The sequence below is a fragment of the Nodularia spumigena CCY9414 genome (assembly GCF_000340565.2).
Classification (GTDB): Bacteria; Cyanobacteriota; Cyanobacteriia; order Cyanobacteriales; family Nostocaceae; genus Nodularia; species Nodularia spumigena.
Genome location: NZ_CP007203.1, coordinates 1,611,616 through 1,631,916, shown reverse-complemented (window position 1 = coordinate 1,631,916; position 20,301 = coordinate 1,611,616). Strand labels below are relative to the sequence as shown.

General features: G+C 41.5%; 14 protein-coding genes and 1 CRISPR repeat array. Of the genes, 4 read left to right on the top strand and 10 right to left on the bottom strand.

Annotated features, from left to right (window positions below; genetic code table 11):
* Nucleotides 1-234 precede the first annotated feature (234 nt).
* Nucleotides 235-2,310 carry a TonB-dependent receptor plug domain-containing protein gene (locus tag NSP_RS07150; RefSeq protein ID WP_017803931.1) on the top strand — a complete coding sequence of 692 codons (2,076 nt, stop codon included), beginning with the start codon at nucleotides 235-237 and terminating at the stop codon, nucleotides 2,308-2,310.
* A gap of 32 nt (nucleotides 2,311-2,342) precedes the next feature.
* Nucleotides 2,343-2,639: a hypothetical protein gene (locus NSP_RS07145; RefSeq protein WP_006197596.1), complete on the top strand. Its 297-nt coding sequence runs from the start codon at nucleotides 2,343-2,345 to the stop codon at nucleotides 2,637-2,639.
* A 10-nt stretch (nucleotides 2,640-2,649) separates the two neighbouring features.
* Here NSP_RS07145 and NSP_RS07140 read toward each other — a convergent pair whose 3' ends face one another.
* The 7 genes from NSP_RS07140 to NSP_RS07110 form a co-directional block, all read right to left on the bottom strand.
* Nucleotides 2,650-3,456 carry a hypothetical protein gene (locus tag NSP_RS07140; RefSeq protein ID WP_006197595.1) on the bottom strand — a complete coding sequence of 269 codons (807 nt, stop codon included), beginning with the start codon at nucleotides 3,454-3,456 and terminating at the stop codon, nucleotides 2,650-2,652.
* A 132-nt stretch (nucleotides 3,457-3,588) separates the two neighbouring features.
* Nucleotides 3,589-4,461 carry a tRNA pseudouridine(55) synthase TruB gene (gene truB, locus NSP_RS07135; RefSeq protein ID WP_006197594.1) on the bottom strand — a complete coding sequence of 291 codons (873 nt, stop codon included), beginning with the start codon at nucleotides 4,459-4,461 and terminating at the stop codon, nucleotides 3,589-3,591.
* 118 nt (nucleotides 4,462-4,579) lie between these two features.
* Nucleotides 4,580-6,346 carry an alpha/beta hydrolase gene (locus NSP_RS07130; RefSeq protein ID WP_006197592.1) on the bottom strand — a complete coding sequence of 589 codons (1,767 nt, stop codon included), beginning with the start codon at nucleotides 6,344-6,346 and terminating at the stop codon, nucleotides 4,580-4,582.
* Between the two features lie 401 nt (nucleotides 6,347-6,747).
* The gene (locus NSP_RS07125) at nucleotides 6,748-7,665 is read right to left on the bottom strand and encodes a DMT family transporter (protein WP_006197591.1); all 918 of its coding nucleotides are present in this window, start codon (nucleotides 7,663-7,665) and stop codon (nucleotides 6,748-6,750) included.
* A gap of 147 nt (nucleotides 7,666-7,812) precedes the next feature.
* Nucleotides 7,813-8,994, bottom strand: a complete 1,182-nt coding sequence (locus NSP_RS07120; protein WP_006197590.1) for a GNAT family N-acetyltransferase — start codon at nucleotides 8,992-8,994, stop codon at nucleotides 7,813-7,815.
* Nucleotides 8,995-9,078: 84 nt separating this feature from the next.
* A complete protein-coding gene (ligA, locus tag NSP_RS07115; protein ID WP_006197589.1) occupies nucleotides 9,079-11,115 on the bottom strand; it encodes an NAD-dependent DNA ligase LigA in 2,037 nt (678 codons plus the stop codon).
* Nucleotides 11,116-11,321: 206 nt separating this feature from the next.
* The gene (locus NSP_RS07110) at nucleotides 11,322-12,473 is read right to left on the bottom strand and encodes a serine/threonine-protein kinase (protein WP_006197588.1); all 1,152 of its coding nucleotides are present in this window, start codon (nucleotides 12,471-12,473) and stop codon (nucleotides 11,322-11,324) included.
* 519 nt (nucleotides 12,474-12,992) lie between these two features.
* A CRISPR array of direct repeats spans nucleotides 12,993-14,546; the repeat unit is 36 nt; unit sequence CTTTCCATAACCTCTTCCCCTAACGGGGATGGAAAC.
* A gap of 74 nt (nucleotides 14,547-14,620) precedes the next feature.
* On the opposite strand from NSP_RS07110, the gene NSP_RS07105 reads away from it, so the two are divergent.
* Nucleotides 14,621-15,196 (top strand): Uma2 family endonuclease, encoded by a 576-nt coding sequence (locus NSP_RS07105; protein WP_006197585.1) that lies wholly within the window; start codon nucleotides 14,621-14,623, stop codon nucleotides 15,194-15,196.
* 260 nt (nucleotides 15,197-15,456) lie between these two features.
* On the opposite strand, the gene NSP_RS07100 is transcribed toward NSP_RS07105, so the two are convergent.
* The 3 genes from NSP_RS07100 to NSP_RS07090 form a co-directional block, all read right to left on the bottom strand.
* Nucleotides 15,457-15,651, bottom strand: a complete 195-nt coding sequence (locus NSP_RS07100; protein ID WP_231859550.1) for a hypothetical protein — start codon at nucleotides 15,649-15,651, stop codon at nucleotides 15,457-15,459.
* Nucleotides 15,652-15,724: 73 nt separating this feature from the next.
* Entirely contained in the window at nucleotides 15,725-16,039 is a 315-nt protein-coding gene (locus NSP_RS07095; protein ID WP_373567410.1) for a helix-turn-helix domain-containing transcriptional regulator, read from the bottom strand.
* Nucleotides 16,040-16,194: 155 nt separating this feature from the next.
* The gene (locus NSP_RS07090) at nucleotides 16,195-17,268 is read right to left on the bottom strand and encodes an aromatic ring-hydroxylating dioxygenase subunit alpha (RefSeq protein ID WP_006197580.1); all 1,074 of its coding nucleotides are present in this window, start codon (nucleotides 17,266-17,268) and stop codon (nucleotides 16,195-16,197) included.
* Between the two features lie 388 nt (nucleotides 17,269-17,656).
* On the opposite strand from NSP_RS07090, the gene NSP_RS07085 reads away from it, so the two are divergent.
* Nucleotides 17,657-20,203: a bifunctional serine/threonine-protein kinase/ABC transporter substrate-binding protein gene (locus NSP_RS07085; protein WP_231859549.1), complete on the top strand. Its 2,547-nt coding sequence runs from the start codon at nucleotides 17,657-17,659 to the stop codon at nucleotides 20,201-20,203.
* Nucleotides 20,204-20,301: the final 98 nt, after the last annotated feature.

Below are 20,301 nucleotides of genomic sequence, written 5' to 3'. Positions count from 1 at the left end.
TACTTGCTAACTCGCTCTAAATTTATCTATAGCTGGTCCGTGGTCCGTGGTCCGTGGCCCGTAGGGTAAAAACCTTTCGGTGTCTAACTTTTATGATCAGTTTATGTCCTAACGTCCTTGGCGGTTGCTATAACTACGGCTATACAGCAACTATGACAGGATGTCTTTTGACATCATTATGCTGTAGGAGCAAAAATACTACTTAGTAATTTTTACTTAATGTAAGAACAGCAAGTGAGCAAGTATTTTTTTCTCCTACCAGTTGCTTTGCCAATTCTATTAATAGCTTTTCCTGCCCTTGCTATTGAGACAGAACAGGTAAAATCCACAATTCTTAACTTGAGTGAAATTGAGTTACCTGCTACTAATGCGGAATTATTAACTCAAGAATCTATACCCATTGAAGTTAACCCCCAAACTCAGGCAGAAATAGAAGCAATTCCCAACGATGATGCAGATATTTCCATAGAAGTCATCGGCGAAAAAGACCCTTTGCCTGAGTCTACCCCTGTTTACGTCATCGATCAAGAAGAAATTCAAAAGCAGGGTGCTACAAGTGTAGCAGATGTATTAAAAAGAATGCCTGGTTTCACCATCAATAATGTGGGACCTGGTGCAGATATTCACACAGGTACATACTACCGGGGAGCTTCAATTGAACAGTCTGTATTTCTGATTAATGGTAGACCAATCAATAATAATATCAACACCTATCATGGGGGAACTGATTTAAATAGCATTCCTGTAGAAGCTATTGAACGAGTAGAATTATATAGTGGTGTCACCTCCGCTTTGTATGGCTCATCAGCATTTGGCGGTGTTGTAAATATTATCACAAAAGCAAGTTATAGTCAACCGAAATTAACTGGGAGTACAGAATTTGGCTCCTTAAATTTAAATAATCAACAGCTAAGTTATAGTGGCTCAGTTGGTGATGTTCGGTATAACTTCAGCTTTGAAAGATACTTTATAGATAATCGTTATCGCGTTCCCGTTGGTGCAGCAAATCGCGATGCTGAAGGATTTTTATCGAATGCAGACACAGCTACTAGCACCTACTTTGGCAGCATTGCGCTAGATTTAGATAGTAAAAACTCATTAAATTTCGATGTTAAAACCCTCAGCAGTCGTCGCGGTTTAGTTTATTTCGGTTTTCCACTGCAAAGAGATAGACTAGACCATGATGGCTTGAATGTGGGCTTATCTTGGAAAACTCGCTTGGGTGAAGGCGAAAGTTCTAATCTCACCACCACACTCGGTTACAACCAAGATTATTTTAGCACTTATGGTCCTACAGTGTTTGCTGGGTCAGAATTTAACCGTACAGGTGTTTTAGATACACAACAACTGACAGCCAGAGTAGACCATACATGGAAATTAACCCCCAGTCATCAATTACGCTGGGGATTAGATTTGAAGAATACTAACTTAAACGGTGATACTTTCAGTACCAGACCTGATAGAATTGCCCTTAACGAAACTGAAAATAGAAACGTGTTAAATACAGCATTGTTTGCTGTGAATACTTTAAATATTAGTGATAATTTTCTGATAGATTTAGGGCTAAGACAAAGCTTTGATGGAGAGTTTGGTAATTACTTCAACCCTAGTGCTGGCTTACGTTATGCTCTCACGCCAACAGTAGCAATGCGGGGGAGTTGGGCTGGGGGACAGCGTAATCCTGGGTTAGATCAATTATATCTTTATGATACAGTTCATAATTGGGAATCTAACCCTGATTTAATTCCAGAAACAGGTTCATCTTGGACTGCGGGAGTGGATATTAAACTGACAAATAATTTGATTGGACAGTTTACTTATTTCGGCAGTAGTTTAGATAATCGTCTGGGAATTATCGCCGGAAGATGGGAAAATATCGGTTTAGTCAATACTAATGGTTTAGAGGCAGCGTTAAGATTACAAATTGCTAATAACTGGTCAACTTTTGTTAACTATACTTATACAGATGCTCAAATTAAAACAGGTACAGAAGCAGGTTTACAGTTAGGTTTTATTCCTTATTCTGTCGCTCAAGCTGGTGTGGGTTATCAAAATTCTGGCTGGAACGCTAATTTGTATGTTACCTATAACAGTGGCACTCGCCGAGCTTTTTTTAATGTCCCTGGGGAAACAAATAGAGATTTTGCGCCTGGTTTCTTAAATTTAGATTTGAGTGGTAGGATTCCTCTAACCCGTAATTTGGGACTGACGGTTTATGTGGAAAATTTACTCGGTGAGCAATATGAACGAGTTAATCGCATCTACAGTCCTGGGTTGACTTTTCGTGTGGGTTTAAGCTCCAATTTGTAAAATCGGATGCCCCAATGAATTATAATGGCTGAATGAGAGCCAGAATTGAAAATACAATCCTTTTTCTCAACCACGAGGATTTACCAGCATTTAAAAAGGGTGGGTCGGTGGTGAGGAATTCATATTTTTGGGCGCTACGTTCAATTGCTGGTCGAGCTACCCGCTATCGTGATTGGGAGTATGAACCAGAGGTATGGTTAGCATTGGGGCGAATGTTGTTGTCTTTCGCTGAGTCGGGATATTTGGGTTATAAGGAAACTTTGTTGGAATTTCCCCTATCGCAAGGGGAAATTCCGGCTGTATTACGAGATGCGGCGACTTGGGAATAAAACCCTTGCTCTAAAGTTTGGAGTAGTCTACAGTGTTTTTTACTGATGAAATTATCACTTTTGCGCCTTTTCTCACGACAAATTCACTAGCGCCAATTTCACCGTCCAGACTTCCCCAATCATAGCTGTATCCTAATCTTGTCCAAGGATAACCTTTGTCACCATAAGAGACTAACTGTAAATTATTTATCCAAGTTTGATGTTGCGGTTCAACAGTCTCAGGAAAGTTAAAATCACAGCTAGTATCGTTAACTTCTGCATCGGGACAAGGGCGAAATAAATCGGATGCGTTCACCCACATTTCTACAAATTTGGTTTTGCCATTGTTAGGTGGTAAACCGAGGTATTGTTCTAAGCGTAAGGTGAGGCTTTCTGGGTTAAGGTTTAAGGTTTGGGCAAAGGTTTTCAGTTCGGGAACCGCCGTTACCCAAGTTTCTCGGCTTAATTCCACGGGTAAATCGACTTGATTATCGTAGCCATTCCAGGATGTCCAAGTCACCATTAATACTTGTTTTTGTCCCTGGTAATCTCTCCATTTTAGATTGGGATTGTTGTTTGAAATAGCTTGAAGTGTTGTGGAGATTTCTGTCTCATCGGCAGTTTTCGCATCTTCAACTGCTGTGATGTAACTGCGTTTAAGTAATGTTTCCCACAGAGAAGAGTCAAAGGATGCTAGGGTTGCGGGTGTAGTAGTGAATACTTGAGATACTTGAGAGAAAGGGGAGGCGATCGCTATGCTGTTAGGATGGGAAAAGTTCAGAGACCATCCGATAATTAAAGCGATCAGGGAAACAAGGAATCGACTGTATTTACTCATAAATGCCAGAATAAGAAGGCTACACAGATAATACCATCACTATCTTATTTCGTGTATACTTGCTGTAGTTTCCGGTTTGTGACTCTGGTTATCTGTAATGCTCGTACAGGCGATCGCAATATGCAAATCAAGTTAATTTTTTAAGACGGTTGTTGGTATTAACAAGCTGTCTTGAAGTTTGCCTATACCGAGAAAGCAAGTTTCTTGGTCGTAAACTCTGAGTATACCAGAAAAATCGAGAGTTTGAGGAATTTTTTGCCCCTGACACCATTTTTGAGCAGATATGGCTGGTAATGCGACCGATGGTAAGTGTTGTAAGGCGATATCGGGAAGACTCGGTTGAAATGTCCCGGCTTGTATTTGGGTTTCTAAGTCTGTTAAGGTGAGACTGTCTGCAAGGTTGAAACCACTACTGGCTGTGCGGATTAATGCGGCGAGAGTTCCCCCAGTTTCTAGGGTTGCGCCTAAGTCACGGGCGATCGCTCTAATATATGTACCACTTCCACAGGCGATCGCCACATCCAATTCGGGAAACTCTCCGTCTCGCCAATCTAAAATTTCTGTGTGAAAAATTTCTACTGTACGTTTAGGTACTTCCACGGTTTCGCCTCTGCGTGCTAAGTCGTATAGGCGTTTTCCATCAACTTGAATGGCGCTGTAAATTGGCGGTATCTGCTCTATTTTACCGTTAAATTGTGCGATCGCCGTTTGAACATCGGCAAAATTCAATCCCGGACAAGGTTGAGAACTAATGATTTCACCTTGCAAATCGTCGGTTGTCGTCTGCACACCTAAGCGAATGGTGGCTTTATAGGCTTTGGTTTCTGGCAGATATTGTAATAATCTCGTAGCTCTACCCAGTGCGATGGGTAAGACTCCCGTAGCTGCTGGGTCTAAGGTTCCGGCGTGTCCTACACGTTTAAGGCGCAAGAGTTTTCGCACCCGCGCCACGCAGTCGTGAGATGTCCAGTCAAAGGGTTTGTTTAAGTTCAGAAAACCTTGCACAGTAAAATATTTCTATTATAACAGATAATTCTACTTTAACCAATGAAAAAATCATCGGTTTTCTGTAAGATTAAACTTTCTCTCTATACGGGGATGGATAACGGGCGAAAAAGGAAATTTAAATTCGTTCAATGTCTATTGCAATACCAATATTTAACATCCAGAAGCCAAAATTGACTATGGGATTGGGAAACTTTTGTTTGAAGGAATCAGGAGTAAGGGCTTGTGCTAATTCAGTTTGGTTGAGGGATTGGACGAGACTCAATCCGAGAGATTTATGGGAAATAGTGTTGGTATAAGCTGCATTGAGATAGGGGAGGTATTGCGAGTTTCCACTGACATAAGTTTGAAAGAAAGGTAAACTCAAAACGTTCATGTATTCACGTGCTTGGGAAGCGTCCCCAACTAAGTCTGTGGGTAATGATACTTGCTGACTTCCAGGGTTTCCATCGCCAATGGTAGAAAAGTGGGTTCCACCTAAAAGCATGACGAGATACTTTTGGGAGTTCGTTAACCAGGAAAAAGGTTGAATTTGCTCGTATAAAGCGGGTGCAACAGTATCCGCACTACTACTGACAATCATGATCGGGATTTTGATTTGCTTTAAACCTGCTTTACCAAATATTGAGCTGGTGATGGGGTTAACTGCGATCGCCGCTTTTATTCTGTCATCTTGCAAGTTATAATCTTGACTAGGGTTATGATTCAACGCTAAAGCACTGCATTGGAATAGTAAAGACATATTCCAGGATTTTTGCAGCACCTCTGGTGTACAGTTCTGTGCTAATTGCTGAAAGTTAATTTTAGCGCCAGCTAATGCTAAGGCTGTGTAACCGCCTAAAGATTGACCAAAGATTCCCACTTGTTGCAGATTTAAGCGACTCTGAAACCGGGAATCAGACTGGTTGATGTTTTCCAGTTGATTTAAGACATATTTTACATCTAAAGGTTGGTCTATAAATTCATCTGGTTCTATAACTTGACTGGTTTGTTTATGCAATGATGTTTGCAATTGTTTGGCACTGCTACCCGGATGATTAGGAACAACTACGGCTAATCCGTGGGAAGCTAGATGTGTAGCTAAATATTCAAAGTTGCTGCTGTCTGTACCTAAACCATGAGAGATGACTATCACAGGTGCGGGAGTCTGAACATGGGGAATATAAACATCAGTCAGCAATAGGCGATCGCGTTTTGAGTCAAAAAATATGAGTGTATGTTTTTGCGAGTGAAACTGTCCTGGATTACGTAAATCTGCTAGTTGCAATAAATTGAGCGGTTTTGCAATGGTCGCAGCTTCTATATTAGATTGTTTTGTGACTGCGGCGATCGCACGTTGAGTTTGATTAATTACTTTTTCTAATTCTCTAACTATAGCGAAGCTACGCCTTAAATCAATATGAATGCTGCTATAGGGATATTTGCGTAACAGATTTAATAGAGTTAAACCTCCTGGTTCAGCTGTTGCTGAAATTAATGCTGATCTTAAAGCGTGAAATCCCCGTTGTGCTTGACGAGATTCGGGTTGAATCACTTGGGCTAAACGGTGTAATAGAAATTCGCCTTCAGGTGTGTAGAGGAATTGAGAAGCCACATCTGGACTCACTTTCACAGGTGTGAGTAAAACTCCCTGCAATTCTTGAAATTGTTTTGTTGGCAGATATTGCTGATAGAATGCTAATTCTTTGTTAATTATACCATCTTCGGCGTATTTCTCTAAAGCGGTGACTGAAATCGACCTTTCTATGGCGGAAAAAGTCGCATAAATTCGCTCTGCTGCAATTATAGAACTATTAATTCCTAATATTACCAGCAGTATTGCCAGAACCAGCAAGAGCGAATTTCTTCTGAGGGTGCTTGTCCAATTATCAAACAAACTATTCATCGCTCAACTGTTTTGGTGATCTTGTTTCACGAGGCGTTGGCTTTGGTAGTTATTTAAACACCCTGGACAGTTAAATTAATCCTATTTGCCTTCGTTGTATAAATTTTTCGGAATTTACCTGATAACAAAGTGAAATTTTCAATGTAATTTAGTATATAGGTAGAGCAAATTTACACTTATTCAGAGATTAACCGCAAAGTATTTTTACAGCTAGTTATAGCAATTTTCTGTGAGGCTAGGCTGTATTTATCCGGAGTTTAATTACACGCATATTCATCAATGATTAGTATTTGTCATGTATCCAAACTTGTAGATTCCCAGATAGCAGTGTTTTGTTTTATAGAATGATAGCATAAGATAATTAAGTTTACCTCAGTATTTAAATGTAACTTTGAATATATTTAATCAGCTTTTCCCAAGGCGATCGCCATTGAACCAGTTACGACTAAAGCAGCACCTAATATGCCAATTAAAGTCAGGTGTTCTGTGGGAATTAGAGAAGGTGAAAATACTGATACGAGTGCCACTGAAATCAAAGTAATAATCGGAGTTAAAGCTAAGACTGCACTGACTCTTGAGGCTTCCCAATGTTCTAAGGATTCAGCAAAAGCACCATAAGCAATTAGAGTATTTAAAGCACAAAATAGCAAAATAAATAAATGGAACTTATTCAAGGTAAAAATTGTTTCTGGTTGAGCAAATGGGGTGAATAATAAAGCACATCCGCCGTAAATAATCAGCATAATGTGAGGGGAAGATAAAGATAGTAATAACTGCTTTTGAGACAAAGCATAAATAGCCCATGCGGCTGCTCCCAAAGCAATTAAAGCACTACCAAAAATATATGTACCTTGGGCTGTAATTAAATTGGAAAGTTGTTCGCGAAAAAATACAATATAACCAGAGGTAAGAATACTCACACCAAGCCATTGACGCAGTGTATAACGTTCTTTAAAAATCACTAAACCACCGAAACCTAATAACAGGGTAGATAATTGAATGAGAACTTGAGCGTTAGCCGGTGATGTGAAGGCTAGACCTTGCATAAATAGGAAGTAATTTAATGCTAAAAATAGAGTAGCGATCGCTAATAATTTCCCAGAACTAGAACGCAATTGTTGAGAATTAGGTAATTTACCCCGCACCCCTAAAAACGCAGCCAGTAGCGCAAACGACATTAAAAAGCGGAACCAAATGATAGTATAGACATCAAGAACTTGTAAAGTTACCGTCAGCGCAATAGGTAAAATTCCCCACAAAAACACCGTCAACAGCGATAATGCTAAACCCAAACGCCAGCGACCGGAACTGTGATGCATAATTTATAATTCGTGATTAGTAATTCGTAATTCGTAATTCGGAATAAAGTATCGGACTGACACAAAAAAAACGCTCACTTTCTCATTCCTCAGTGTACTCTGTGCCTCTGTGGTTCGTTTTTTCCTGACTTATGCGTAAGTCCTGAATTAAAAGAAATCAACCATCCCAGGAGAAGAAGCGGTAAATATTTGTGTAGCGGCTAATAAGGCTGTTTGAGTAGCTTGGAGTTTTGCTGTAAGCTGTAATTGCTGGGGAGTAAAAAGGTTGGTATACAGAGGTGCTAATCCTTTAATGTCTAACTGCAACTCACCTTTACCGCCTTTGGTAACTTCACCACGTCCATCAGCGACAGATAAGATAAATTTACCATCATTGGCAGGTAGTAAATCATCTTTAACTGCTAAATGTAGTTCAGTTGAAATTCCTGGCGGATAACCCCGCATTTCTAAAGCTTTAACTACATCTATTATCCGCAACATCCAGCGCTGATTTTGGGTAATTTTAGCAGTTTGCTCTGGTAGCAGTAATGTGAGAGAATCAACCAGAGAACTCTTCCATTGCACCTGGTCAATTTGGGAGCGATGATTGGCAATAAAAGACCAAAAAGTTTGTATAGCAGCCTTTGTAAGCATTGTCCAATCTCTCACCTTTAGTATTGTGCCATTCTGGGTGCGTTCTTGAGTAAAGATAATATAACCTTGGGGTTGGTCTTTGTCACCCATTAAATAACCATAGACTGTTTCTTGAGCATCTGGTTGAGTTAAACCTTGCCAAATTGCGGGATGTCGGTTTAAATAACCATGAGTGAATTTGGCTTGTTGCTGATATAAGTCCTGAAAGATGAGATAATTTTGAGGATCTACAGACTGTAAAAGTAAAGATAGTTCTTTTACCTGAATATTGTCAGTAGAAATTTTCCAAGTGCAATAACTTCCGCCTTGTTCGTATCCAGCTTTGCGGTAAAGACGTTGAGTAGCGGGATAGAGAACCGAAATAGGAACTTCCTGGTGATAAAGTTCCTGAAGAGTTTTTTCGATGAGTGCGATCGCAGCGCCACTACCGCGATATTCTGGAGCAATACCCACTGCTGCAATTCCAGTCATAGGGACACACTGACCACCCCACCATTGACCCATAGGAATAGTTGCTAGTCCACCCACAAGCTGCTGGTCTTGATAAATAGCGCGTAACTTGTCCCTACCCAGGCGCTTCATGTAGATTTCACTATCACCAGACGACATGATAAAACACTGTTCAAGGATAGACCCCAGTTGCTGAATATCCTGACTATGAGTAAGTTTGCTGTATTGAAATTTATCTGTGTTCATCTGTGTTCATCTGTGTTCGTTAAATCTTCCCTTATATATAAACAAGATAAACCAGACGCGATAAATCGCGTCTCTACAAGGGTGTTAATTTGACAACATCTCCAACAACAGAGCTTCACTTAATTGCGTAATTCCCAACGCTTGCGCTTTCTCTAATTTAGAACCAGCGTCTTCACCTACAAGCAAATAATCGGTTTTTTTACTCACCGAATTAGTTACTTTACCCCCAGCTTTTTGAATTAACGCCTTAGCTTCATCCCGTGATAAACTGGGCAGAGTGCCAGTAATTACAAAGGTTTTACCAGCTAAGTTTTGATTAACATCAGCAGCTGTGGTGGTTTCCTCAGTAGCAGCTAATTGTAATCCTTCTGCTTTTAAACGTTCAATCAAAACATGATTCGCGTCAATGCGAAACCATTGATATACAGATTGAGCAATTTCCGCACCAATACCGTAAATACCGGCAATATCTGATTGCTTCGCTGTGGCTAACTCTTCAACTGTGGGATATTTCTGAGTTAATAATTGAGCATTGACACTGCCAACGTGACGGATGCCTAAACCATATAATACCCTAGACCAAGGTTGGTTTTTTGATTGGGCGATCGCATCAATCAATTTTTGGGCTGATTTTTGTCCCATCCTTTCCAATGCACATAATCGCTCTGTTGTCAAGTCATATAAATCAGCCACAGAATTCACCAAATGTCTATCTACTAGTTGATGTACCAGTTTTTCCCCCATACCTTTAATATCCAAAGCATCCCGACTCACCCAATGTTCAATTTCGCCTCTGAGAATAGCCGCACAGGAAGCATTAACGCAGCGAGTCACCGCTTCACCTGATTCTCGCACCACTGGTTGACCGCAGACTGGGCAATGGGTGGGCATAATAAAAGGGACGGTATCATCGGGACGAAGTTCTGTTAATACCCGCACCACCTCCGGGATAATTTCCCCAGCTTTGCGAACAATCACAGTATCACCAATGCGGATATCTAATTGCAGGATGCGATCGCTATTATGTAAAGTAGCGCGAGAAACAGTCGTTCCCGCTAATTGTACCGGGCGCATCTGGGCCAAAGGAGTTAACGCCCCAGTGCGTCCCACATTCACAGAGATATTTTCCACCCGTGTGGGCGCTTCCTCGGCTGCGTACTTCAAAGCTACAGCCCATCGAGGGAATTTCTGAGTAAAACCAAGCTGTTCTTGTAACTTAAAAGGATTTAACTTGACAACCACCCCATCAGTCATGTAAGGTAAATTGAGTCTTTTTGTATCCCAAGATTGATAATATTGGGCAACTTCTGTTAATGAACGACAGAGTTTGTGATTGGGGTTAACTGGAAAACCCATTTTTTCCAATAATTCCAAAGCTTCCCATTGAGTATTAGCAATACTGGCATCATCCATACCAGAAATGTGCAGTGTGTAAGCAAAGAAATCCAAGCGTCGCTGGGCGACAATGCGGGGGTCTAATTGTCTGAGTGTACCAGCTGCGGCATTGCGGGGATTAGCAAAAATATGTTCACCGGCTTTTTGTCTTTCCGCGTTAATTTGTTTAAACACTTCCAAAGGTAAAAACACCTCACCGCGTACTTCTATCTTTTCTAAACTTTTAGCACCGGCGAAATTCAAACGCAAGGGAATAGAACGAATTGTCCGCACATTTTGGGTAATATCTTCACCCACTACCCCATCACCTCTAGTTACACCTCGAACCAAAATCCCATTTTCATAAGTCAAAGCCAAAGCCGAACCATCAATTTTGAGTTCCGAGACATATTCCACCGCTTCTATTTTCGGTGTTTGTCGCCGCCAACGCTGATCCCATATTTGCAATTCATCAATATTAAAAGCATTTTCCAGACTGTAGAGAGGAATATTATGGCGTACCGAAGTAAAATGTGTAGCTGGTTTCTCACCCACGCGCTGAGTCGGACTATCAGGTGTAATGAATTCTGGATATTTAATTTCTAACTCTTGTAATTCGCGATAAAGCTGGTCATAGACAGCATCCTCCATCATGGGAGCATCTAAGACATAATAAGCATAGCTAGCTTGTTGCAACAACTGGCGCAATTCTTCTACACGCTTAACTTCCGACTGACTTTGTATCATTATACTGATTGCAAATTACCTAGCAGATAGACAGACTTAATTTTCCCAGATTACTCGGTTTCATGCGAGTCGAGCTTCTATCAGCAGAATTAAAATTGACAATTGCAATAGAAGCTAAATAAACCCACTTTAATTTTACTAGGTTATTCCTCATATTTCTTCTCTTGCGCCTCTGCGCCTCTGCGTGATAAAAAAAATTCGTGTAACTATTGATTTGGTGATTTGTTATTCCCCATAAATTTAGCTTTTAACTCCTCTAAATCTTTATCTTCTGAGGTGTTATTAGCAGGTGGAGAAATTAGTTTTGGTGGTTGTGGTGGAGAAATGGGTTTTGGTGGTTGTGGTTGATTTGGTTGAGGTTTAGCAGTACCCAAAATTTGAGTTTTCACTTCTTCCAGTTCCAAATCAGGTTTACTAGAAGATTTACTCACAGAAGTGGGTGTTGATTTTGGTTTTGCTGTGGTTGCTGGAGTAGCGACTACTGGCGACTGATTTAAATCTTTGAGGACTTCATCTGCTGTTTGATAACGCCGCATGGGGATACTTACCAGCATCTTTTCCAGGATGCGATTTAACCCAGAACTGAGGGGAGTTTGGAGAAATTTCTGCCAAATCCAAGTATCATTGTTAATATTATAAGAATCAAAAGGCGATCGCGCAGTTAAAAGATGAACACAAGTAGCCCCTAAACTGTAGATATCACTGGCAAAAAGCGCCCTACCCCTCATTTGTTCCGGGGCGACATATTCCGGAGTACCAATACTCGTACCTGTTTGATTTAAAGCCGTACCAGTGGCAGATTTAGAAGCACCAAAATCCACTAAGACTAATTTAGCATTGCTGTCTCGCAAAATATTTTCCGGCTTAATATCCCGGTGAATCACACCTCTAGAATGGCAAAATTGTAAAACTGGTAATAAATCTTGAAGTAATTGCCATATCTGCGATTCACTAAAAGCCCCATTTTGTGCCAATTCCTGGGCTAAATTCTGCCCATTGATAAATTCCTGTACCAGATACTGTCTGTCATCTTGGGTAAAATACGCCAGAAGTGCGGGAATTTGGGGATGTTGTCCCAAATCATCTAACTGCACAGCTTCTTGAGTAAATAACTCCACAGCCTTCTGCAAAGTATTAGTACCTTGGGCTTGGGGGTAAAATTGCTTAATTACGCAGGGCGGTTTAGAAGGTTTATCCTCATCCACCGCTAAAAATGTTTTACCAAAACCACCTTGTCCGATAGGTTTAATGGCGCGGTAGCGGTCTTTCAGCAGTAACTTGGAACCACAACTCAAGCAAAACTTGGCATCAGCAGCATTTTCTGGCTGGGGACAATGGGAATTTAGGCAATAACTCATAGAAGTTTGGCACTCTTACTATCTTTATTCTGCCCTGTCCGAGGCAGAACGGTGATTATATAGGTTAATTATCTGGTGTTGCTGATTTTAAATATGAATTAGGTTCACGCAAAGGCGCAAAGGCGCAAAGGTAGGAAGAAAAAAAAAAGGTACAAAACTATCCGCGTTTATCTGCGTCCATCTGCGTTTAATTATGACTGCTTGTACCTCACGTCAATTATCTAGGTTCAGACTGTAATCTAGTCTTTATCGCCGAAATAGTTGCAGAAGACAACTTGACAATTTCAGGCAATATATTTTACATTTTATTAGGTGAGTTAAAACTCATCGACACCACTACCCCGAACCTTGAAAACCGCATAATTTCGTTGACTGGTGTCGATTGCTTGCACAGTAAGCTTTCCAGTCTCTAAAGTTCACGAGTTATTGAGAATTTCTTGGGAGTTATTGACACTGCAAAAACTGGTGTCGATTGGGGGGGCTAAAACCCTTGACTAGCAAGGCTTCCAGAACTAAACTCTTTCCATAACCTCTTCCCCTAACGGGGATGGAAACTTTAATAGTAGCAAAAATACTAGTTGCAAGTTTACCACCAGGCTTTCCATAACCTCTTCCCCTAACGGGGATGGAAACGAGTTAGGCCGGGCGCTCAACTTGAGCGACTACTTTCCATAACCTCTTCCCCTAACGGGGATGGAAACTCCCCAACTTGGCCGCTTCACTATAAAGGAGCTCTTGCTTTCCATAACCTCTTCCCCTAACGGGGATGGAAACTCTTTTAGGCACTCATTTAATTGAATTCTCTGACTTTCCATAACCTCTTCCCCTAACGGGGATGGAAACATCACAATGGCTGTCGGGACGAAAGCCAAACTCAAAGCGGACTTTCCATAACCTCTTCCCCTAACGGGGATGGAAACGCCCGTGTAAGAGGTGTTGAGCGAACAACAGCCGCCTTTCCATAACCTCTTCCCCTAACGGGGATGGAAACTCAAGGAGACTATTATATAAATCTTCCATAACTTTCCATAACCTCTTCCCCTAACGGGGATGGAAACTAATCCAACCGCCGCCCAGGTGGACATCGGCTGTTCTTCCTTTCCATAACCTCTTCCCCTAACGGGGATGGAAACTTTAATTGAACCCTTTGCCCTGGTGAGGACAAAACGTCTTTCCATAACCTCTTCCCCTAACGGGGATGGAAACCTTGGCATTACCTCACCCACCTTCACGATGTGGGCTTTACTTTCCATAACCTCTTCCCCTAACGGGGATGGAAACGTTTTGATTTAGTTGTACGAATAATGCGTACATCAACTTTCCATAACCTCTTCCCCTAACGGGGATGGAAACGAAAGATCGGTCCCTTCTACGTGTCTTTGAATTTGGTCTTTCCATAACCTCTTCCCCTAACGGGGATGGAAACTGGACAAGCTGAAGGCCTGCCAGAATTGCACCCGCCACTTTCCATAACTTCTTCCCCTAACGGGGATGGAAACCCCTCATCTGCAAGCACCTGTGCGACTGCCTTTCCATAACCTCTTCCCCTAACGGGGATGGAAACACCATCTCATGGCATACGATGACGATGACCTTTTTATGCTTTCCATAACCTCTTCCCCTAACGGGGATGGAAACCTGAAGGCAATAAGTAACGCTAAGAACATAGCCTGCTTTCCATAACCTCTTCCCCTAACGGGGATGGAAACAATCTACGCGAAGTTGAATTCGCGCATCTGCTATAATTACTTTCCATAACCTCTTCCCCTAACGGGGATGGAAACTAAAAATCCATTTTTGCTCCGAACATGAAACCAATGCTTTCCATAACCTCTTCCCCTAACGGGGATGGAAACGAAATTTCCTCTAGATTGTAGAACCGATCTTCTGACTTTCCATAACCTCTTCCCCTAACGGGGATGGAAACCCTCTCTTAATGGCAAACTGCAAGATTGCAGTGCAACTTTCCATAACCTCTTCCCCTAACGGGGATGGAAACTCTCGCACAAGCGGGCGAACAAAAGCCAGCGTAGAAAGCTTTCCATAACCTCTTCCCCTAACGGGGATGGAAACAGTGAGAAATCCGGGTCTAAACCGAACTTCAGTTATCATAGAAGTCGGGAATATTGAACCCACCAAAACTAACCATGACTCAACTAAAAACCAAACTCACTCTCGAAGAATTTCTTGCACTTCCCGAAAGTGAACTTGCTTATGAGTTTGTTAACGGTGAAGCTGTACCGAAATATAAAAATGAGCAAATGTCTCCTAAATTTTTTCATGGCGCAACCACAGGAGCATTATTTATCCTATTATCCACATGGGCGCAAGAAAAAGGTCGCGTTGTAGTGGAATGGGGGATAAAATTAACAAGAAATCAAGAAAATTGGCTACCCGTCCCTGATTTAACATATATTTCCTATAACCGTCTTCCTGCTGACTGGCTTAAAGATGAAGCTTGTCCTGTTATCCCAGAATTAGTTATCGAAATTATTTCTCCTGGTCAAACTTTTGGAGACATGATTGAAAAAGCTACTTATTATCTTCAAGCTGGGATTTTGCTGGTTTGGATAGTAGATACAATATCTCAAACTATCACTCTGTTTACAGCTTCTTCTCTTCCTCTCACCTTTCGAGGTAATCAAATCATTAGCCATGAAGCATTACCAGAATTAAAAATTACTCCCCATACCATCTTCCAACGTGCTGGTTTAATACGTTAGTTTTCGGCTTTTTCGCTTTCATAGTTTGTAGTAAGGACTTTAGTCCTTTTTGATTATTGAAAAAATCTAAGTATATGTAGGGTGTGTTATGGCTTTAGCCTAACGCACCGTTCTCCATTTCTTGGTGCGTTACACTTCGTGATAACACACCCTACGTGTGTTTCATAAATCAAATATGAGTCCTATAGTTTATCCTTCAGCCCCCGGAAATGTTGGGTTTCGTTTCTCAACCCAACCTACACATTTTAAGGTTTTCGACGCTAACTGAACGGTATTGCATTATAAATATCTTCTTCTGGGTCGTTCCATTCCTGAAATCCAGTTTCTGCCAGTTGCATTATTGTCAAGGTTTCCAGCCTTTCTTCAATTGCAGAAATTAGTGTGATGAGTTCTTCAACTGGTAGCTGAAAAATCATAGTTTTGATTTCTTCAATACTTGGCGTTATTGTCATCATGAATCATCCTGATTTTGAGGTAATTTAAATGTTTGCTTATCAGTAAATAGTTTATAGAGATGAACCTTCAGCCTCATGATTTTTCTCTTACCTCTAGTTTAAATCCCAAAGCATCTAATAATCCTAGCAAACTGTATATTTCAGCACCACCACTCTTTAACAGCATCTGATTTAATTCTTCCCACTTTAGTTTTGCTTGTGCAGAAAGATGATTCATCTTCAACTGTGCATCAATGACATCTTTTAAGGCTGAGGTTAACAGTTCAGTCTCAGGATTTTCAGCTTCTAATATGGCCTCGATATAAGCACCCGCCTCTTCGGGGTCTTGAAGTGATTCAATTAGATAATCCTGATAGCTATCACTGGTTGGCATTTTCACTTTCTTCATATTCTGCCCAATACTCCTGTGCCTTACAAATATCTTTTTCTTGACTGCTTTTATCTCCACCCAACAGCAGAAGCACAATTGTTGTTCCTATTGGAAAAACGAACCGCCAAGACGCAAAGAACGCCAAGGTAAGAGGGTTTAATAGGTATTTTACATCAGTCTTCTATGTTTTGATTCCGCATCAAACGTTGTACACTCACTAACGCCCGATTTAATTCATAATTGCGCCTTTGGGGATTTTGCAAATACGCTTGCTGTTCTTCTTCAATCATCTTCACATCTTGAATTACCAAACCATCAAGTAACTTTTGCGCTGCACCAAATAAACTATCTTTAATAAATCGCCGAAACCATACAGGCAATTTATGCAATCTCCAAAAAGAATTTAATGATGTAAAATGAATTAAATACGCTTTGGTTTCGGTTTCACTTATTGGACATAATAAACAATAAATTTTAAAATCTTTTCCCAAGGTGGAAACCCAGTGAGGATAAACATAACTCACATCTAAGGGTTCAGGATGTAATTTTCTCAGTGCGGGAAAAAATAACTGCGATATTGACCAAATTTTATCAATTTTGTAATAACTTTGGGCGATATAATGAGCATCTACACGATAATTATTTTCATCAATATCTTGTAATGATGCTTCTGCCCAAGCTTGCAAATCTTGATGTAAATGTCCATGATACATATCCATTAAATTCTCAATTAAATAAGAATAATGGGCTTGAGTATGAATTACTGAAACTGTGGCAATATAATTGAGATGTTCCCATTCTGGTAAACCCAGAGGTTCTACAGATGGTTCAGCTTTTCCAGGAAATAACCAAATAAAACCATCTTGTTCTTTAACTGGGTAATGGCGAATCTCACAAGTGGGTAATTTCTGATTTTCTGCTAAGTAGGGAACAGCCGCACATTCACCGGCGGAATTGAAACGCCAACCGTGATATGCACATTCTAATTCATTGCCAATTACCTGTCCGTGACTCAGTTTAACTTGGCGATGGGGGCAACGGTCTTCTAGGGCGTGAATTTTACCTGTACTGTCTCGATAAAGTGCGATGCCTGCGGCGGGCGCTTGCGCCATCGCTTGCTGCCAAATTACCACATTTATCGGCTTATTGGTGACTTCACTACTACGTGCAACCACATACCAGTGATTGGGGTTAATACCCAACTCACGGACATCACGATTTTGCACAGTTTTGGAAACAGAAGACATATTATAGCACATCCTTAAACTAAATCATTGCCTGAATGCAGGTTCGGCAAGAAATATCTTACAGGTAATTTTTGGCAAAACAAAATGTCATATTGTCGCACTGAGGCATTGACAAAAAATACATCCATGTCGACTAAGTAGTACCAGTATTGGTGAGATTGTCCGCAATCTACTCACGCACAACTAATACCAATTCTCTATCATAGCTTGCGTCGCGTAGCCATAGATGCGCCCAACTATATGTTCATCTGATAATTAGTTTGGCATGGGTATACTTTTGATATGATGTGAAAAAATTATCTACATGAAAATACATTGTACCAGGCCGAGCTGCCCCCAGCCTATAAACGACTTCCCAGACGATCCAAATCCTCGCACAACCCCAGAAATGCCACTGTCTTGTCAAGCCTGTGGGATGCCGTTAATCTTAAAAGGAAGAAGAGGACGTTATCAACCTCTCGAAACTTTGGCACAGGGAGGATTTGGAGCTACTTTTAAAGCCATTGATTTAGATTCAATTAGTCAACGCCTCTGTGTTCTCAAGCGATTAGACATTAATAAATATTATGATCCTAAAGTTGTTGAAGGAATCAAAAGAGCCTTTGAACGGGAAGCTAAAGTTCTAGAGTCTTTAGGCGATAACAGTGGTAATATTCCTACGTTATATGATTCTTTTTGCTTAACTGCACCTGCTAGCCACTCATATCCTGAAAAAGAGTTGAATTATTTAGTTCAACAATATATTGAAGGTGAAGATTTAAGTGAAGAACTCAAGAAAAAAGGCAGATTCTCACAACAAGAGATTTTGGATGTATTAAAGCAAATCTTGCCCGTTTTACAATTCATTCATGAGCATAAGGAACAGGTTATTCATCGGGACATTAAACCTAGTAATATTGTTCGAGAGCGAGATACGCAAAAGCTTGTTTTAATTGATTTTGGAGCAGTTAAGCAAGTGGTTAGAGGAGAGACTTATCCAGAAAAATCTATAGTGTTTGGGACTCCAGCATATGCTCCCCCAGAACAACGCGCCGAAAAAAAAGTTTATCCATCCAGTGATTTATATGCACTCGCTGCTTCTTGCGTTCAATTGCTAACAGGTCAAGCTCCGCATAAGTTCCAAGATACTATTAATAATCAATGGTATTGGAGAAAACAATATCCTCAGATTGTTGATGAGAATTTAGCTAACATTTTAGATCGAATGCTGCGCCCTCATCCTGGGGAGCGATTTCAGTCAGCCAGCGAGGTCAGATCAGAAATTGATCGCATAGAGGAGCTTGATCCTCCAATTGATCCTCCAATTGATCCTCCAATTGATCCTCCAATTGATCCTCCAACTGCTCCTCCAACTGCTCCTCAAGGAGAAACAGAACCAATTAATAAAAAATTTCCATTATATAAATTATTATTATTGGTTGGGATAACTGCCTTATTAGGATTAGCAGGATGGGTGAGTTACCTCATTATAAACAACTTTTTACCACCACCAATAGACAAGATTACTACAGATAAACTCATCAGCATTGGAGATAACCTCAACCTTGAGGGCAGCCCCCAACTCAGTGGGAGATACGCCCAACTTAAGAGCCAGGGCATTCAAGCATTTGCCGACGGCAGCTATGATATCGCCCGAAACCGCTTTACCCAAATTCGCACCGAGGCCGAAGCCAACCAGCAGAAATTTACCCAGAATCGCCAGAGTGTCGAGTATAAAGAGGCCATCAGCGCCCTACATGACCCATTGGTGTTGATCTACAAAAATAATGCCGAAGTCAGACTGCGACACCAGGCCGGGCAACCCATCTACACCATCGCCGCCGTCGTTCCCCTGACGAATTCCGAGGGACAAGCATTTAATATCGGTCGTGAAATGCTCTTCGGCATTGCCCAGGCTCAAGACAAAGCTGTAGGACCAGAACTGCCCAACGTTAATTTAGAAGTTGTCATTGCCAATGATCGCAATAATCGTGAAGAAGCTAAAGCCGTTGCACAAGCCATCACCAAACTGAGGTTGAATGGGCGGAGCATTTTGGCTGTGGTTGGACACTATCTCAGCGATAGCACCTGCGAAGCTATGAAACATTCTTATAACAACGCATCCCTAGTGGTCGTTTCCCCCCTCAGTACCAAGGCAGATATCCGTAAAGATTGCGGAGAATCCAGTTTATTCTTTAGAACCGTTGCATCGACCGGCATCGAGGCCAAGACGTTGGTCAATCAACTGGTGCAGTCCGGGTTGGGCAACCCTAGCTCAACTGTGGCAATTTTTTACCGCCCAGCGGACCCGTACAGTAAGGACTTGTTCCAGGCGTTTAAGCTGGCTTTGGGTCGAAAAAGCATCCAAATTGTTCAAAACTTTGATTTGGATGTCCCTGAGTTTGATGCGGAACAAGCTCTCAAACAAGTTCCAGATGTCAACGCCTTAATCGTGATTCCTGACGGCAGAAATGGCAATAGCAACGCATTTGATCGAGCGCTAGAGATCATTAGAGCCAATGCTGGCAATAAAATAGTGTTGGGTTCCAATCCCCTCTACAACTACAAAATTATTAGTCCCTCTGGCGGTTTGCAGAATCTCAAAACTCTCTTTCTGGCGACTGACTGGCACAGACAATGTGCGCCAGAAAGCTTTGTCGCCGAGACCGAGCAGAAATACTGGTTTGGCAGCGTCAATCGCACCACTGCCTCATCCTATGAAGCCATTCAAGTGTTGCTGCCAACCCTTACCGGAGAAGTCACCTCACCACAAATTCGCGAGAAGCTGGATGGGTTAGCCGCCAGTGGCAATGCCCCCCGCAGTGGGGTCTTTGCCGACGGTAAGACCATTAGCTTCGACGAGAATGGAGATCGTCAAGAACTCACCGAACGCATTCTCATCACCGTTGCCCAAGACCTAAATAACCCCTTTGTCGTGGTTGGTGATTGCCCGTAGGTGAGCCGGATTATTGTCAGTTACATCACCCAGGGCTACGAGGCACGGAACCCTTGCCTTGGGGTGCGTTGGGCTATCTCCACAATAAACTCTACACC

Excerpts from the sequence above, each read along its gene's own strand:
- NSP_RS07105 (WP_006197585.1), top strand. The coding sequence starts at position 14,621 with ATGACTCAACTAAAAACCAAACTCACTCTCGAAGAATTTCTTGCACTT.
- NSP_RS07090 (WP_006197580.1), bottom strand. The coding sequence starts at position 17,268 with ATGTCTTCTGTTTCCAAAACTGTGCAAAATCGTGATGTCCGTGAGTTG.
- NSP_RS07100 (WP_231859550.1), bottom strand. The coding sequence starts at position 15,651 with ATGATGACAATAACGCCAAGTATTGAAGAAATCAAAACTATGATTTTT.
- NSP_RS07145 (WP_006197596.1), top strand. The coding sequence starts at position 2,343 with ATGAGAGCCAGAATTGAAAATACAATCCTTTTTCTCAACCACGAGGAT.
- NSP_RS07085 (WP_231859549.1), top strand. The coding sequence starts at position 17,657 with ATGCCACTGTCTTGTCAAGCCTGTGGGATGCCGTTAATCTTAAAAGGA.
- NSP_RS07130 (WP_006197592.1), bottom strand. The coding sequence starts at position 6,346 with ATGAATAGTTTGTTTGATAATTGGACAAGCACCCTCAGAAGAAATTCG.
- NSP_RS07140 (WP_006197595.1), bottom strand. The coding sequence starts at position 3,456 with ATGAGTAAATACAGTCGATTCCTTGTTTCCCTGATCGCTTTAATTATC.
- ligA (WP_006197589.1), bottom strand. The coding sequence starts at position 11,115 with ATGATACAAAGTCAGTCGGAAGTTAAGCGTGTAGAAGAATTGCGCCAG.
- NSP_RS07120 (WP_006197590.1), bottom strand. The coding sequence starts at position 8,994 with ATGAACACAGATAAATTTCAATACAGCAAACTTACTCATAGTCAGGAT.
- NSP_RS07095 (WP_373567410.1), bottom strand. The coding sequence starts at position 16,039 with ATGAAGAAAGTGAAAATGCCAACCAGTGATAGCTATCAGGATTATCTA.
- NSP_RS07110 (WP_006197588.1), bottom strand. The coding sequence starts at position 12,473 with ATGAGTTATTGCCTAAATTCCCATTGTCCCCAGCCAGAAAATGCTGCT.
- NSP_RS07125 (WP_006197591.1), bottom strand. The coding sequence starts at position 7,665 with ATGCATCACAGTTCCGGTCGCTGGCGTTTGGGTTTAGCATTATCGCTG.